General features: G+C 43.1%; 16 protein-coding genes. 6 read left to right on the forward strand and 10 right to left on the reverse strand.

Annotated elements, in window-relative coordinates; all coding sequences use genetic code 11:
• Nucleotides 1–21: 21 nt before the first annotated feature.
• The 5 genes from CL176_RS08485 to CL176_RS08505 all read right to left on the reverse strand — a co-directional run bounded on the left by CL176_RS08485 (nucleotide 22) and on the right by CL176_RS08505 (nucleotide 4,214).
• On the reverse strand, nucleotides 22–837 hold the full coding sequence (locus CL176_RS08485) for a metallophosphoesterase (RefSeq protein WP_118990922.1): 816 nt from the start codon (nucleotides 835–837) through the stop codon (nucleotides 22–24).
• 112 nt (nucleotides 838–949) lie between these two features.
• Nucleotides 950–1,672 carry a YebC/PmpR family DNA-binding transcriptional regulator gene (locus CL176_RS08490; protein ID WP_118990923.1) on the reverse strand — a complete coding sequence of 241 codons (723 nt, stop codon included), beginning with the start codon at nucleotides 1,670–1,672 and terminating at the stop codon, nucleotides 950–952.
• A gap of 75 nt (nucleotides 1,673–1,747) precedes the next feature.
• The gene (locus CL176_RS08495; protein ID WP_118990924.1) at nucleotides 1,748–2,338 is read right to left on the reverse strand and encodes an SOS response-associated peptidase; all 591 of its coding nucleotides are present in this window, start codon (nucleotides 2,336–2,338) and stop codon (nucleotides 1,748–1,750) included.
• 10 nt (nucleotides 2,339–2,348) lie between these two features.
• A complete protein-coding gene (locus CL176_RS08500; protein ID WP_118990925.1) occupies nucleotides 2,349–3,044 on the reverse strand; it encodes an HAD family hydrolase in 696 nt (231 codons plus the stop codon).
• Nucleotides 3,045–3,053: 9 nt separating this feature from the next.
• Nucleotides 3,054–4,214 (reverse strand): AI-2E family transporter, encoded by a 1,161-nt coding sequence (locus CL176_RS08505; protein ID WP_118990926.1) that lies wholly within the window; start codon nucleotides 4,212–4,214, stop codon nucleotides 3,054–3,056.
• A gap of 199 nt (nucleotides 4,215–4,413) precedes the next feature.
• On the opposite strand from CL176_RS08505, the gene CL176_RS08510 reads away from it, so the two are divergent.
• From CL176_RS08510 to CL176_RS08525, 4 genes are all read left to right on the forward strand, one after another.
• Nucleotides 4,414–5,874, forward strand: coding sequence for an ABC transporter substrate-binding protein/permease (locus tag CL176_RS08510; protein ID WP_118990927.1), 1,461 nt, complete (start codon nucleotides 4,414–4,416; stop codon nucleotides 5,872–5,874).
• Nucleotides 5,867–6,595: an amino acid ABC transporter ATP-binding protein gene (locus CL176_RS08515; RefSeq protein WP_118990928.1), complete on the forward strand. Its 729-nt coding sequence runs from the start codon at nucleotides 5,867–5,869 to the stop codon at nucleotides 6,593–6,595. Before CL176_RS08510 ends, CL176_RS08515 begins: the two co-directional genes overlap by 8 nt.
• A gap of 61 nt (nucleotides 6,596–6,656) precedes the next feature.
• Nucleotides 6,657–7,478, forward strand: coding sequence for a M15 family metallopeptidase (locus CL176_RS08520; RefSeq protein WP_118990929.1), 822 nt, complete (start codon nucleotides 6,657–6,659; stop codon nucleotides 7,476–7,478).
• Between the two features lie 20 nt (nucleotides 7,479–7,498).
• Complete coding sequence (locus CL176_RS08525; RefSeq protein WP_118990930.1) at nucleotides 7,499–8,308, forward strand: aldo/keto reductase family protein; 810 nt, start codon at nucleotides 7,499–7,501, stop codon at nucleotides 8,306–8,308.
• Between the two features lie 376 nt (nucleotides 8,309–8,684).
• Here the strand turns inward: CL176_RS08525 and CL176_RS08530 are convergent, their stop codons facing one another.
• The 5 genes from CL176_RS08530 to add form a co-directional block, all read right to left on the reverse strand.
• Nucleotides 8,685–9,824 carry a toxic anion resistance protein gene (locus tag CL176_RS08530; protein ID WP_118990931.1) on the reverse strand — a complete coding sequence of 380 codons (1,140 nt, stop codon included), beginning with the start codon at nucleotides 9,822–9,824 and terminating at the stop codon, nucleotides 8,685–8,687.
• A gap of 15 nt (nucleotides 9,825–9,839) precedes the next feature.
• Complete coding sequence (locus tag CL176_RS08535) at nucleotides 9,840–10,886, reverse strand: substrate-binding domain-containing protein (protein ID WP_118990932.1); 1,047 nt, start codon at nucleotides 10,884–10,886, stop codon at nucleotides 9,840–9,842.
• Nucleotides 10,883–11,497 carry a 5-bromo-4-chloroindolyl phosphate hydrolysis family protein gene (locus CL176_RS08540; protein WP_118990933.1) on the reverse strand — a complete coding sequence of 205 codons (615 nt, stop codon included), beginning with the start codon at nucleotides 11,495–11,497 and terminating at the stop codon, nucleotides 10,883–10,885. Before CL176_RS08540 ends, CL176_RS08535 begins: the two co-directional genes overlap by 4 nt.
• Nucleotide 11,498: 1 nt before the next feature.
• Entirely contained in the window at nucleotides 11,499–13,124 is a 1,626-nt protein-coding gene (locus CL176_RS08545; RefSeq protein WP_118990934.1) for a substrate-binding and vWA domain-containing protein, read from the reverse strand.
• Between the two features lie 285 nt (nucleotides 13,125–13,409).
• Complete coding sequence (add, locus tag CL176_RS08550; protein WP_118990935.1) at nucleotides 13,410–14,405, reverse strand: adenosine deaminase; 996 nt, start codon at nucleotides 14,403–14,405, stop codon at nucleotides 13,410–13,412.
• 198 nt (nucleotides 14,406–14,603) lie between these two features.
• On the opposite strand from add, the gene CL176_RS08555 reads away from it, so the two are divergent.
• Entirely contained in the window at nucleotides 14,604–15,524 is a 921-nt protein-coding gene (locus CL176_RS08555; RefSeq protein ID WP_118990936.1) for a peptidase U32 family protein, read from the forward strand.
• A gap of 16 nt (nucleotides 15,525–15,540) precedes the next feature.
• On the forward strand, nucleotides 15,541–16,794 hold the full coding sequence (locus CL176_RS08560; RefSeq protein WP_118990937.1) for a peptidase U32 family protein: 1,254 nt from the start codon (nucleotides 15,541–15,543) through the stop codon (nucleotides 16,792–16,794).
• The last annotated feature ends 64 nt before the right edge of the window (nucleotides 16,795–16,858 follow it).

Genomic DNA, 16,858 nt, shown 5'->3' on the forward strand with positions numbered 1-16,858 from the left:
AAAACGAGAAAACTTGGCTTTTTACAGTTCAATAATATACGCTGCATCTTTAATATCTGCTAGCAAACTCCCCTTACGCCATTCCTTTGGATAGCCCAGAGAATTAGCAACATATAAAGTATCCTTCTTCTGCAGCTCTCCACGAAAGTGCACATGCCCCATGAAATTATAGGCAATAGCATACTTAACAAATAAGTCGTCCAAATCGTCCGTTGCGATAAAGGCATTGAAGTAATCAAAAGCCCGGTGAGGCATCGGTACCGTAAATTCCGGAATTGTCACCATATGATTGACCAAGATAATTTGCTTATCGTGCACCTTTTGGATATCTGTTGTTAATTCTTCCTTGAAATATTGAGAAACCTCCGGATCCGATTGGCGAAAATCCAGGCGCAAGCGGTCCTGCCAAGTGGCCAGCTTAAATCGCCCTCGTTCAATCTCTGCTAAGGTAAATCGCGCCCGATTGTATACGGCATAATTATACCAAGCTGGATGGCCGACAAGCGCCCACTCTTCATTTAAAGTAATGGGCTGCTTCAATAAGCTGTGTTGGTCTTGAACGTAGCGCTCATATATGTCCCAGGTATGCTTGGCTTCATCTTTCTTTTGCCAGAAATCATGATTGCCCGGAATATAAAACACTGGTATGCCAGCCAACTGCTCCAAGTCCCGCACAAACTGCTGCGTAAGTTGATAGGCGTTCGAAATATCCCCGCCAAGCACAAACATATCAATCTCTTCTCTTTCACAAAAGCTAAGGCAAGCGTGCAGATAATCCGTCACTTGCATCGCCGGATTGCGATCAATATGTAAATCTGAAAGAAATGCCAGACGCATACTTACCCCCCCTTTTGTGAATTCTCCCTAAGCCCATGCCACTTACACCTGTATTGAAGCAAACTCAAGATGTCCTCTCAATAACTTATAAAGCCAACACAAGCGTATAAGTCTAATACTCTGCGTTATGGATAACTTCGGTTACATCATCATCGTCTTCCAAGGCCTCGATTAACTGCTCGAACTTCTCAACCTCAGCTTCAGGCAAGTCAATCGTCACATTCGGTAACATTGTCAACTCAACTTGAGCTAAAGTATAATCTTGTTGCAAATCATCCCGCACTTTCGCCAATTGCTCGGGCTCGGTTGTAATTTCAAAAGCTTCATCAGATACTTCTAAGTCCTCGCCCCCTGCTTCTAGCACGCGCATGAGCATAGTATCCTCATCCACCTCAACTTGCGAACGATCTATGGCAATATAGCCCTTGCGCTCGAATTGGAAGGAAACAGATCCGCGCTCACCTAAGTTTCCGTGATTATGATTAAAAGCTGTACGCACATTCGTACTCGTTCGATTATGGTTATCGGTTAAGCCATAGACTAATATACCCACACCAGCAGGGCCATAGCCTTCATAGACCACTTCATCATAGTTTTCCCCTGCACCTGCTTCAGATGCCCGTTTGATAGCACGATTTATATTATCATTAGGCATATTAGCTGCTTTAGCCTTATCAACGGCTAAACGCAAGGTCGGATTCATATCTGGATCGACGTCCCCCGCTTTTGCTGCCATGTAAATTTCCCGCGACAATTTCTGGAACAGCTTCCCACGCTTAGCATCTTGAGCACCTTTACGATTCTTAATATTATTCCATTTTGAATGGCCTGCCATTTCAATCACTCCTTATTCTAACTTCTTAAAATTAGCATATCCCAGCCCAAAAAGCAAAAAAGCGCCCTAAGAGCGCTAAACTTGTTGCATGATGAGAGTTGGTGGTGTCAGCTGAAGTAAGGCTTGCTGTAACTTACGTGAATTCCCATCAAAGGTTAAATAACTTTGCCACTTAGCTTGAGGGAGAATCAGTGGCATGCGGTGATGAATCGGCGCTACTTCTTTACTGGCCTCCCGTGTGATAATCGCATAAGTGAGGTATGTCCCACCCTGTCCATCGCTATAGCGTTCACAAATGCCCGCCATCGCAAACACCTCATCATCAGGCAAGGACAATCTCCAGCGTTGTTTCCCTGTCTGGTCAGCCACCGATTGAAATTCATAGTAACTAGTTGCTGGGACTAGGCACCGCTTTTGGGCAAATGGCTTTTGGAAGGTGGGCTTTTCTGTCACAGTTTCTAAACGTGCATTAAAGATCAATTGCTTACTGTAATACGGCTTCAACCCCCATTGTACAGGGTACAACACATGATTAGGCAGGACAACCGGTAAAGTTTCACCCGGATATACCGTCTCTTCCCGCCACGTCAGTTCTTCATGAATCTGCGCGTCGAATCGTTCACTAAGTTGTTGACTAGATATATTTAAAGAATATTGCCCACACATGGTCTTCCCCTTAAGTTAAAGCGTGTGCAACACTTACAATATCCGTCAAATACGTAATTTCTTCAGCATCTCGATGCGACTCGCCGTGGACATTATAGTAGCGAGTGTGCCAACCAAAGTCTTTAGGTGCTTGAACATCATTGATATAATTATCGCCGACATACAATATCTCACTCGGTTCAAGAGCCAAACCTTCAGTAATTTTCTGATAAATCAGGGCATCTGGCTTCGTTGTAGCCATTTCTCCAGAGATGAACCAGCGATTTTCTGGAATCCATTGCTTTATATTTAATTGCCGAAGCTTACGTCTTTGAATATCACTTGGACCGTTCGTGAGAACAAATAATTCATAGCCTGCTTCCAGTAAACTTTCGAACAAAATCTCCACCCCTTCACGCAAGGCTAAATCCTTCTCATAATATTGCCGCAAGGCATTAAAGATTATCGCTTCACTCTCGTCTATCAACACACCCATCGCTTGATAAGCTCGAATGACCCGATCATATTGATAGCGTTCCTTGGACTTTTCTTGACGAATAAACTTTAAATACTCCTCATTGGAATAAGTCTCATACATATCATAATACGTGTCGAAATCCACTTTAAGTTTCACTATACTCGCTTGCATCCGATGATAGACTGGCCGATATAGATCCTTGCGACTATACAAGGTATCATCCAAATCAAATCCAATTGCTTTCAGCATGTCAGACTCCTATCTTTGCTTAATTTGTTGAGTTTTCTCCGTTACAACAATATCTTTATCATTCAATTCATAAGCGACGTTCTCACTAATAAAGTTATAGATAATCGAGAAGATCGGTACGCTCAAGACCATTCCCGGCAGTCCGAAAAGCGCACCTGCAACAGTTACAATGACCATAACCCAAATACCAGGGATACCAATGGAATTACCAATAATATTCGGGTAAATGATATTTCCATCGATTTGTTGAACAATAACGATTAAGACAATAAACCAGAGGGCTTTCGATAAATCAACCACACTAATCAGTATCGCACCAACCACACCTCCAAGAATGGCCCCATAAAAAGGAATGAGGGTAAAGACAGCCGTAATCACTGAAATTGATAAAGCATAAGGAAAATTAAATAACTTCATCAGAATAAATAAAACCACACCCGTGGCTGAGCCAGAAATTAATTGCCCCCCAAAGAAAAACTTAAAGGTTCTAAAAGAAAAAGACCCTAAGTGATTAAAGAAATTAGCCCACGGCATGGGAAACAGCGCATATACAATCTTCTTCATTTGGCGCACCAGTTGTTCCTTAGAGAACAACAAATATATTGCAAATACAAAAGATATAAACCCATCGAAAATATCATTAATTAAAGTCGGCACATAATTAATAATGCTCGTAATAATGTCCCCAATCATCCCCCGCAAAGTCTGCGTAAAATTATTTAAGGTCACATCCCAACTAATATCCAACTCCTCTAAAGATTGTACAAGTTGTGGATGGTTCGTGAAATACTCCAGCAGATTTCTGCGAATATGCATCGCTTGTCTCGGCAAGGCATTGACCGCATAGCTTAGCGTTTCAATCAAATCTGGAATAACCAAGAACATAACAAACATGACAAAGGAACCGACTAGAATAACCGAAAATAAAATCGTCGCAACCCGATACCAGGACTTATACTCCCCAGTGTACTCGGTCAATTTAAGCTCAAAGAAGGACATCGGCAAATTCAGCACAAAAGCCAATACTAAACCTAGCAGGAAAGGGGAAAGAATATCAATTAAAGCTGATAAACTTTGCTCAAGTCCCCCTAAGTTCACTAAAGCCCAAAAAATAACGATTAATCCAAGTCCTACGAAAAAGATACGTCGCCAAAAGCATTGATCTCTCATAAAGCCCCCTTCTTTCCATTCGATAAACCTATTATCCTATGATTGTCCTGGAATCTCAAATGTATTTATTAAATAAAGTGTATTTATGTGCAAAAACCAGAGTATACATCGTTTTTCAATCTCCTTTCAAAAATTGTTTGATTTTTAGTACATTACAAAGTAAAATAAAACATAAGTTTTCTTAGAAAGGACTGATTCGATGTATCATCAATCTGTTCATAGAACACCAGCACTTTGTATGCTATTTTTCTTTACTCTTTCTTTATTGTTCGTCCCTCATGTCAACGCACAGGAAAAAGGCAGTCCGGAAAACCCTTATATTATCGCAACGGACACAACCTTTGCCCCCTTTGAATTCGCTAACCAAGCAGGCGATTTCGTTGGAATTGATATGGATATATTGGAAGTCATTGCTACTGAAGAGGGTTTTAGTTATGAAGTAAAACCTCTTGGCTTCAATGCGGCCTTGCAAGCTTTGGAAAGTAATCAGGCTGACGGCATGATTGCTGGGATGGGAATTACCCCAGCCCGTCAAGAAATCTTTGATTTTTCGATTCCTTATTATGAAGCTGGTGCCCAATTTGCTGTCTTGGAGAACAGTGATATCCAAACTTTAGAAGACTTGGCTGGTAAGAATATCGCAGCCAAAACAGGTACCACTGGATCCGCTGTTGCTGAGCAGGTTGCGGCAGAGTATGGCTTTAACGTTACCCTATTCGAAGATTCGGTCAATATGTACGAAGATTTACAAGCGGGAAATTCTGTTGCAGTTATTGAGGACTATCCAGTCATGGCTTACGCCGCTAAAACTGGTGGGATACCCTTGCGCTTTATCGGTGAGCAGATGGAAGTGACCCAATACGGCTTTGCGGTGAATAAAGGACGCAATCAAGAACTCCTTCAGATGTTTAATGACGGCTTACTAGCCCTCCAAGAATCCGATGAATTGGAAGCTATTATTTATAATTACCTGGGTGAGGAGAATACGGAAGCTCAGGCATCATCCGGTTTCTTTGGCCTATTACGTACGAATAGCAGTGCACTGCTGGAGGGACTTTGGTCCACGGTATGGGTTACCTTAGTATCCTTTGCGATTGCGGCAGTCATTGGTGTCTTCATCGGACTGATGCGAGTAAGCGACGCGAATTTATTACGTACGATAGCGCAAGTTTACATTGATATGATGCGAGGCATTCCGCTTATCGTACTGGCTTTCTTTATTTACTTCGGTATCCCTCAAATGACAGGCTTATCTTTTAACGCCTACATTGCCGGTATTATCACCTTAAGCTTAAATGCTGGAGCGTATATTGCCGAGATTGTCCGAGGGGGCATCCAAGCGGTTGATAAAGGTCAAAACGAGGCCGGACGAAGTCTTGGCTTATCTTCTGCAATAACCATGCGCAAAATCATTCTGCCCCAAGCTTTCAAAATTATGGTACCATCTTTTATTAATCAATTTGTCATTACCTTGAAAGATACCTCCATTTTATCGGTCATTGGACTAGTAGAGTTGACGCAAACAGGACGCATCATCATTGCTAGAACCTATCAATCTGGGCAGATTTGGTTGATTATTGGATTAATTTATATTATAGTAATTACACTTTTAACGAAATTATCAAATTACCTTGAAAAGGAGTGGATCTCGAATGAATAAAGTTGAAGTTAATGGCTTAAAGAAAAGCTTCGGCGATAACGAAGTCCTCAAAGGCATTGACCTAACCATCAATGAAGGCGAAGTTGTAGCCGTTATTGGCCCTTCAGGCTCCGGTAAATCGACTTTCCTTCGCTGCCTTAACCGCTTAGAAGATATTAACGGTGGCTCTGTGATTGTCAATGGTACGAACATTGCTGACCCAGCGGTCAATATTAATGAAGCGCGTGAGAATATTGGGATGGTCTTCCAACACTTCAACCTGTTCCCTCATTTAAGTGTCCGTGAGAATATTACATTGGCACCTGTCGAATTAAAGAAAATGAGTCAAGCCGAAGCTGATCGCAAAGCTGAAGCACTGCTCTCCCAAGTTGGCTTAGCAGATAAAGCCGACACCTTCCCTTCTTCTCTTTCCGGCGGGCAAAAACAACGGGTTGCCATCGCACGGGCCTTGGCCATGGACCCAGACATTATGCTTTTTGACGAACCAACGTCAGCCTTGGATCCTGAGATGGTCGGTGAAGTACTCAACGTTATGAAAGACCTCGCCCAAAATGGCATGACCATGGTAGTGGTAACCCACGAAATGGGCTTCGCTCGCGAAATGGGTGACCGGGTTATCTTCATGGATGGTGGCTATATTGTTGAAGAAGGGGATCCTGAAGTTATATTCAACAATCCACAAGAAGCTCGTACGAAAGATTTCTTAGATAAAGTTTTATAATTTTTTAAGCTAAAGCTCAGGTGAAGTAATTCATCTGAGTTTTTTTGGACAATCATTTCACGTGCCAAATATAATCCAAGCTGTTAATATAGATAGTGCAAAATATATCGAAATGGGTGAAGTGATGAAACGTTATTTATGCATCTTTATATGTATTCTATGCGTCTATTGGCCTATAAGCAGGGTAGACGCCCTGGAACTGCCGAAAGAACAAGCAATCCAAGCGACAAACCAACCTGAGATGAGCGTTGAAGCACTAATTGCGGAGCTACCTAAAGACGCAAGTATCGATGACCCCTTCCTTGTATTAATAAACCGAAACAATCGCTTAGATGCAGATATGTTGATGGATTTTGCTTATACGGCCGAAGGCCATCCTTACGATCTAAGTATTTACGATGCGTTTAATGCCTTGCTAGAAGCCGCTGAGCTTGATGGCCACAGTTATCAAGTGGTCTCTGCTCATCGGACAATAGCCTATCAGGAAGCTAACTTCAATAACCGCATGTATTCTTATATCAATGCTGGTTATAGCGAGGATGAGGCCTTCTTTATGACGGATCAGTTCGTAGCACCACCCGATGCTACAGAACATGCTACTGGACTGGCATTCGACTTATTAGGATATGACTACAATGAATACGGCCGGGATCTCCACCAAGTTTACGGCCAGTATCCTTCAGCCATTTGGTTGCAAGAACATGGACCGGAATATGGCTTTATTGTTCGCTATCCAGCTGGTAAAGAAGAGAAAACCGGCTACCAATATGAGCCCTGGCATATTCGCTACGTAGGCTCAGAAGCGGCCCAATACATGGACAAATACGGTTTAACCTTAGAAGAATACCTTACACTCATTGAACTCAGTCAAGACGAAGCATAATACATGAAAGGATGCATCCAATGAAATATATATCTTTAAATGAACAAACACAAATTCCAATCATTGGCAGTGGTACAAACACCTTTGGCAAAGTTGGTCGCCAATACCAAGCTCCATTAAACCACGATACAAGTGAAATTATCAGCGCGATTAGTCTGGGCTATCGTCATTTCGATACGGCTGTCTCCTACCGTAATGAGTCTGTGCTTGGTCTAGCTATTGAAGAAAGCGTTGTGCCCCGCGAAGACCTCTTTATCACCTCCAAAATCCCAACCCGGGAACCTTATTTGGAAAGTAACGCGATGATTCACGAAGTTATTCAAGGTAGCTTAGAAGCCTTGCAGACCGATTATATTGATTTGTATTTAATCCATAAGCCAACAAATAATATGGACGAAATGTTAAATTTATGGCACATTCTCGAAGAATATTATAAGAAAGGCACCTTCAAAGCCATCGGTGTCTCTAACTTCCACGAGGCACAACTCCAGTACCTCATTGAACACGCTACCACTCCCCCAATGGTCAATCAAATCGAATCTCATCCAGGTCACTGGCAAGACGACTTAATTGCTTTCTGTCAGCAGCGAGGTATTGTTGTAGAAGCATGGGGACCCCTTACGAATATTTCCGATGAAGCCAAAGATGTCTTACAGGACATCGGTGCAAAACACGAGAAATCTTGGGCCCAAATTGCCCTCAAATATCAAATTCAACGGGATGTTGTCGTTATTCCCAAATCTCACAACCCTGAAAACCAAGCCGCAAACTTATTACTCTTTGACTTCGAACTCACTCCCGAAGAGATCGAGCGAATCTCCGCCCTTTAATTCAAAGTAGCCCATTCTTCGCCTGCTATTGCGTGAGGAATGGGCTGCTTGATTTATTTAGAGACTTTGTAACACCTACCACGTGCTCGCTGGCCAAGATGGCATAAAGATATTTAGCGATTGTTTTCTCATCTAGTGTAGATTTAAACACTTATCAATCATTGGTTAGGAAGATTCTCTTTGCAAGTGACTTTGATAAGACTCGTTTGCGGCTCTTTTATTAGCAAGTGACTTGCCTAAGACTCGTTTCACATTCTTTTATTAGTAACGAATTTTTCATTATCCTGCAATACAATATGAGTTTCCGTTTGACTGATTATTGCCATCAATAAAACGCCGTATCGAGACATGCTTCGATGCGGCGTTCGGGATTTATCTACGCAATTACTTTTAGCAATGCGTTTTGAAGATCATTCTCAATTTGTTCTAGCTCGCCTTCAGCTTTTTTGCGGGCTGCTCGGGCTTCGGTTTGAATTTGCAAGGATTCTTCAATGGTTTCAATAAGGTCGGCATTGACTTGCTTCAGAGTATCTATGTCAATGGTACTGCGTTCTGCTTCACGGGCTACACCTGTGGTTGTAGATTTCAAACGCTCTGCGTTCTTAAGCAGTAATTCATTGGTTGTATTAGAAACTTCTTCTTGCATAGCAAGCACTTGGCCCTGCTTATTGATGCCTAAGGCAATTACGACTTGGGATTTCCAAAGTGGAATCGTATTGTTAATTGCATCCGTTAATTTATCCACTAGAAGCTTATCATTATTCTGCACTAGTTTGATTTGCGGTGCGGTTTGAATAGCCATAGTCTTAGAAGTCTTCATATCATATAGGCGCTTTTCAAAGCGGTTAATATTCTCTTGGAAGTCTTTGACCACTTGGATGGCCATGGCGTCTCCTGATTCTTCCGCTTCTTTAAATAATCCAGGAAGGACATTATCCCGCATATCTTGAATCGTCTCTTCGCCGGCAATAATGTATAAGTTCAGTTCATTAAAGTAGTTGACGTTCTGCTCATAGAGTTTATCAAAGGTACCAATATCTTTCAAAAGTTCCATGCGAGCCGTTTCCAATTGGGCTTGAATTTTATCGATTTGGACTTGCATCGCATCGTATCTGGCTAAGTAAGATTCTACCGCTCGTTTCGTATTTTTGACAAAAGGAAGTTTGTTGAAGATACCTCCTTGATCAATGCTACTGATGTCCATATCTTTGACTTTCACCATCAATTCCGACATCAATTCACCTACTTCGCCCATATCCTTCGAACGGACCTCAGATAAGATTTTATCAGCAAATTGGGCCACTTGCTTTTGGGAAGAGCTACCGTAAATGGTCAGCATTTGATTGTCTTGTAAATTGATGTTGTCTTTAATTTGATTTATTTTCTCGCGGTCTTCCGGGGAGAGGACTTCTAGCTTTGCTTCAACATCTGCTACAGTTACTTCCTCAGGTTCAACCCCTGTTTGGCCTTTATTGGCCAGCAATTGATCTAAGGTAATTTTCTTCTCTTCAGCCATCTTTATTCTCCTATTCTATTGGATAATATCCATCAAGTACAACATCGTCTCAATATCGGGCATGGGAATAATCTGTGTAATTTCATCTGCTAAGCCATTTACATCAAATTCATCTGAATCACTACTGCCTGAGACAATCGTTCGGAAACCATGCTCTTTCCAGGCCATCTCTTGAATGTCTGGGTCCAACAAGGCGTCGATGCCTCGCTCAGCTTCTTCAATTAAGGCAATGTATACATGACTGGACCAGACGGTTGGTTCTGGATACAGCATGTAGATATCATCTTTGACAGAACTATATACCTCGTGCTCTTGCTTAGAAAATTCTAGCCATTGGCTCTCATAGCCGGCAATTATAGGAAAGGCCCCAATCCCTTGACGGAGAAACTGGGTAAACATATCTGAACTCGACGTTTGCATGTAGCCAAGGCTGTCGTAAATTTTCTTTAAGTCTTCCTCAATATTGGCTACCGTTGACATATTGACAGTCTGATTTCCATTTAAAGCATTGGCCAGTACGCCGAGGAACATATTCCCAGAGTTCGACTCATTCGGATCGGTCGTATCGACAAGCAAATTCCCGTGTAATTGAGATAAACCTATTGCCTGCCAACTTACACCATCTGCCATCTTCCGCGCCAGTTTCTCCATATCCACATAATAAACTCCCTCGCGCTCACTCACAATCCCCTCTTGCATTAAAGCGTCGACTATTGGCTTACGCGAATAGAGGACAATCGGGGTATTAAAGATAATCTCATCATTTACCGCTGTCCCTCCCCCGCGCTCGAAAAGCTCTAAGGCTAATTGACTGGAAGGGAAGAGATAATCTTGGCTGCTATAATCCGTTTGAACCATTTTATAGGAGCCAAGGATTTTATAGTCAAAGGTGAGCTGATGCTCATCCGCCATTTCTTCTTTAAAGGCTGTTGATGCCAGTAGACCCGACTTCTCGCCGCCTAAATATCCTTGCAATTCAATCGGATCGGCCTTGGGGGGAATGATTAAGATGGCTATGATGATAGCCGCTAAGATGGCTAAGCCCCAATAACGTTTCTTCACAGTTCCTCTCCTCCTAATTCTATCGTCTTCTCCAGCAGTTCTGTCTCAACCTCCAACGCCAACATCGTATCGGTATGATAGCTATCTCTTTGGCGAGCATATATCTTCGTCAGCAAGTCTAAAGACTCACTCGTTTGCTCCTGAATCGCTTCCATCTTACTAGCAGAAACATTCGCTTCTTCCAGTTGATAATAATTGCCAACAATCTTCTCAGCCGTCGGCAAGTAATAGTCCAGGAAATGACGGGACGTTGATATCTGCTTAGGATGATTCGCCAAATAACGCAGAATGTCCTGACCAATTGTTTGAAGGTCTTGGGCTTTCTGTTGGATGAATTCATTTCGGATGCCTTCTTCAAATCTTTGCGTCCGCTCAAGGCTTTCTTGGGCCTCTTGATAGATTTGTTGTAGTTCTTCACCGTTTTTCAGTTGATCAATTTCAATATTACCAATCTTATGGACTGGTTGGGTAATCAGGTAAATGGCAAAGAATAAGGCAACAGCGAAAATTAAACTGAGCCAAATTGGCCATTCAAAGCCGAGGTAGAAGACTGCAAAGCCGACGCCACCAGCGATGGCACCGAATATATTGGCTTTTGCTGCTTTGTCCATACTAGTTATATCCTTTCACTTTTTGGAAGGCACCGATTAAGTCCTTGCGCCCATCAAAAACCCGAGCCCGACTTAACTGGGCTAATGCTTCGAGTTCTTCATCAGAAGCGTCCCCATATTGAATTGAGAAGATGGGAATATCCTTGTTGACCTTTTGGTAGATTTCCTTTAATTCTTCAAAGCTCATATCCCCATTCGCCACTCCGTCACTGAGGACGACAATTGCCGGTGTATAATCATCGGTTGCGTCTGGATAATCTTGATCAATGATTCTTAAGGCTTCCGCAACCCCCTCATAAAGAGCAGTCCCGCCACCTACCGGCAAGTCCATGGCATAAGTATATAGGGCTGAGAGTTCAGAGTCATTACCCAATCCGACCTCAACTTCTCCGACATCTTCTGCAAACGGCACAATATAGGTTTCATCCTGACTTGTTGGGAGTAAGAGATTCTGGCTTGCATTCTCAGGAATGAGTACTTGTTCTAAAGCTGCCATCATCTGTTCATGCCCTTCACCGTTCATGCTGCCTGAGTAATCAAGAACGTAGAGGGTTAAGCCAGGTTTCTTGAATTCGGTTTGATAAAGGGTTAGGGCTTCTTGAATGGTGCTGGCTTGAGGCCAACGTACTGGTGAAATAACTCGATCTAAGTCAATGCCCCACTCTGCTGGATAAGCTTGTTGATTAGCTTCGCGCACTTCACCATAAGCTGAACGGCGTCCGGTCGCTTCAATCGCTGACTGGGTTTCATCCGCGAGTAAGTAGGATTGAAACGCTAGAAAGGCTTCTTCTTTCGCATCTTCTTCATGGTCAACGTAGGCTAAGGGCGAATCACTGATGGACAGGGCATCTTCTGGGTAGACAAGGTATAAGGGCTCTTTCCCTTGCTCGATGAGTTGGTGATTGGCTTGAATAATCAATGTTTCATAATTGACCATGGCGTCGTAATTGCCTTGCAAGAACAAATCTACCAACCAATTTGAACTGCCGGAAGAGCGGTTGACACCAGAAAGCAGCTGGGTAATCTCTTTATGTAACGTTGGATCTGCTAAATCCTCACTGGTCAAACTATCCGGAGTATCACTCAAAGCTGTCAGAAAACCGATATAAGCACTCGCACCTGAATTGGACTGCGTTGCTGAAGTCATCGCAAAGTTGAGCTGACCGCTTTCGATTGCTTGCATTATATCGTCTAACTGCACGGAGCCATCTTTAAAACCCAATTGCTCGGCCAAGGAATCCCGTACACCAAAGACAATCGGCGAAATGGACGTGACCGCTTCGTACTTCAATAAATGTTGCTCATCACCTAAATCTAGCCAAATACTAGAAGCTGGCCAGACTGCGTCATAGGGAACTTCACCACTTTGCAAAAGACGCATAATATCTAAAGAACCCATGTAATCAATCCCAATTGTCACTCCTTCACTCTCGGCATATTCTTGAATAATCGGCTCAAGAATCTCATTCTCCGATCCGGCAACAATTGTTAAATCTGCCTCACCTGACCCCCCTTGAAAAGCATACTGCCCGTTAGAATCAGATGAAGCGTCCCCTTCACTTGCATCAGCACAACCGACTAGGAACACGCTTAAAATAAGTACTAGGCAATACTTCAATGCTCTCATCAATATTTACCCCTTTCTACCGAGCGTTCTAATTTCTTATACGCTCTATCCTACTTTTACTATACACTTTTAATGTAAATTTTATGTAAATTTTAGCCGTCAAAAGCCAATTTTCGCAAGGATGGTAACGTTTACTTTAATTGGCTATCTTCTCGCCGCTTTTCCCCTCTATTAAAGGCGACTACTACCTCCACCTCATATAAAAACACCCTCCCAACTATCTTAACAGTCGGTAGGGTGTATAAGTTAAAGCTATTGCTCGGCTCATTCACTCAAGGGCACAGTCTATTTTCTGTGGAAGGCCAGCATATCTGCTTCCACCTTGATTTTCGTTTCTTCCAGGGCAAAAGAGTGCCGGATAGCATTAAGCGATAGGCGGTCTAAATGCTCTTTACTTAGATTGAACAGCTGTTGAACTTTCTTGAATTCTTGAGTTAAGTTTGTATTCGATACGGTGCGATTATCGGTATTAATACTTACCGGAATATCCCGCTCCAATAAGGCCAACAAAGGCAGCTCTTCATAGGTCTTGACAGCATTGGTTTGATAGTTACTTGTCGGACACATTTCAATCATGAGTGCTTGTTCCTGAGCTAACGCCATCAGGGCAGGGTCATCTTTAATCGCTGTACCATGACCAACCCGCTTACTCCCCAAGCGCACAGCCTGAGCAATATTGTGGCCACAACCACATTCCCCAGAATGCAAGGTTAGCTGGTAGCCCTGCTGGTGAATTTGATCGGTAATCGGTTGGATATGATCATTGGCTCCGTCTACTTCATTACCGGCAAAGTCAAAACCAACGACCAAATTGGGATTTAAATTCGCCACGGCTTCAACTAAAGCCAGGTTGGTCGCCTCATCGTGATGACGCATACAACACACAAGCAAATTCACGTTCACATCATAATCTCTTTGGCCACGCTCAATCCCAGCCTCTACTGCTTGAAAGATTTCTTCTAAGCTTAGTCCTTCTTCTTGATGCAATAAGGGAGCGAAACGTAATTCAAGATATTTCACATTTTCTAAAGCGACCTCGGCAATAATCGCATAGGTTGCCCGCTCCAAATTCCCTTTGCTTTGCAGTAAAGGCAGAATGACATCAAAAGATTTTAAATAATCCGCTAAATCTTCGCACTTATCTGGAACCCGTACACCGTCGACATAATCGCTGGGTAAGCCTGCCTCAGTGGCTAACTCCTGCAAGGTTGCCATGGGGACGGACCCGTCCAAGTGACAATGCAACTCTGCTTTCGGCATGGCTTCAATATATTTCTCCATTCTTCTCCTCTTTTCTATAACTAGCTTCTGCCCCTAATATAGCGAATTGCGACTTTTTTGGCAATGGATACTGCTTATTCTAACGTATTTATAGGAGCCTTAGCCATTACAAATATTTATAAAAGCCATAGACTTTTGATTATAGAATCGCTACAATGTAGGGTGGAAATTATATATAGAAAGAAGGTGGCTGGGTTCATGATAAAGTTGATTGCAACAGCTGAATCAGTCGAACAAGGGACAGCCTTATTAGAGGCAGGTGTAGACCGCTTAATCATTGGTGAAAGTGAATACGGTTTACGCCTGCCGAAGACAATGACATTTGAAGAGATGGGAGAATTAATTGATATTGCCCATCAACAAGATAAAGAAGTGGTGATTGCTGCCAATGCTATACTCCACAATGACAAGATTAACCGAGCGAGGGATTACTTACAAGCAGTCCGCGCCATTCATCCTGACTTACTCATGGTTGGCGATACAGGTTTAATCCAAATTATGAAAGAGCCAAGCTATGCCTTCCCCTATATTTATGATGCGGGCGTACTTGTGACTAGTCCCGGGCAAGTGAATTTCTGGGCCCAGTTTGGGGCCGTCGGAGCCTTGGTTGCCCGTGAAGTACCCCTGGTTGAATTACGCGACATGGCACCGGAGTCAAACATTCCCCTCATGGTGCAAGTTTACGGGGCGACCTGCATCCACCAAAGTGGGCGTCCACTCTTGGAAAATTACTATAATTATGTCGAGAAGGATACCCAGGACTTAAAGCACGAAGAGCTTTTCCTATCTGAACCGCGTAAGAAAGAGACCCACTACTCTATTTTCCAAGATAGTCATGGCACGCACATCTATGCTAGCGATGACTTGAATCTACTTCCTCATTTAAATACTTTAAAGGAAATTGGCATCCAAGAATGGTATATGGATGGCATTTACACTCGGGGAGAAGCTTTTGTGCAAATTGCTCAAATCTTCAACCAAGCCCGTAAGGCCATTGAAAATAAGCAATGGACGGAGGAGCTAGCCGAGGAATTGAGTGCCCAAGTCGTCCGATTACATCCAGAAAACCGTGAACTTTCTACTGGTTTCTTCTTCTATGACCGAGAAACCGTCCAATAATTGAAAGGAGCTAACCATGACTGAAACATTAACAACATTAAAACGACCTGAACTTTTAGCACCAGCTGGAACACTCGAGAAATTGAAAATTGCCGTTCATTACGGGGCTGATGCAGTCTATATTGGTGGCGAAGCTTATGGACTGAGAAGTCGGGCGGGTAACTTTGACTTTGATGAAATGCGTGAGGGAGTTGAATTCGCTCACAGCTACGGAGCGAAAGTTTATGTAGCCACGAACATGGTCACCCATCCGGGGGATGAACAAGGTTCGGGTGAATTCTTCCGTACAATTCGTGATATTGGAGTTGATGCGATTATCATCTCAGACCCTGCCTTGATTCATATTTGCGCCACAGAAGCACCAGGCTTGGAAATGCACTTATCGACTCAACAATCGGCTGTCAACTATGAAACGTTGAATTTCTGGCAAGATTACGGCCTAACCCGCTGTGTGCTTGGCCGTGAGGTCTCTATGGAAGAGATTGCTGAAATCTGCGCTAAAACGGACGTAGAAATTGAAGCCTTCATTCACGGGGCAATGTGTATCTCATATTCAGGCCGTTGTACCTTGTCTAACCATATGGAGAACCGCGATGCAAACCGGGGAGGTTGCTGCCAATCTTGCCGTTGGCGTTATGGGCTTTTTGAGATGCCTCAGTTGGATACGCGTATTATGAAGGGACGTGGCGAAGAAGGCACAAATATTAAAGAACCATTCTCCATGAGTGCAGTAGATTTAGGGATGATTGAACATATCCCAGACATTATCGAAAATGGGATTGATTCCTTGAAAATCGAAGGACGGATGAAGTCGATTCATTACGTTTCAACTGTGGTGAACGTCTATCGTCGGGCCATTGATAGCTACTTAGAAGACCCGGCAAGTTATGAACTCAAGCAAGAATGGGTTGACGAAATCTGGAAAGCTGCCCAACGTGAACTCGCCACCGGCTTCTTTTACGATACGCCAAGCGAGGATGAACAGCTCTTTGGTAAGCGTCGTCGCATTCAACAGTATCAATTTGTCGGCCAAGTATTAGACTATGATGAAACGACCCAAATCGCGACAATCCAACAACGTAATCTCTTTGAAGTTGGAGACACGATTGAATTCTACGGACCAGGCATGCGCCACCATGAGCAAACCCTCGAAGCGATGGTCAATGAAGACGATGAAGCGATTGAACGTGCCCCACACGCGATGATGATTGTGAAGATGAAAGTAAATCAGCCAGTTAAGCCGCACGATATGATTCGCAAAGCCCGTTAATGCTATCCTAATAGATTGAGGGCAAGAAATTATTCGAACTGGATAAAGGGCGTCGGAAATGACG

Source organism: Suicoccus acidiformans (assembly GCF_003546865.1).
Lineage (GTDB): Bacteria > Bacillota > Bacilli > Lactobacillales > Aerococcaceae > Suicoccus > Suicoccus acidiformans.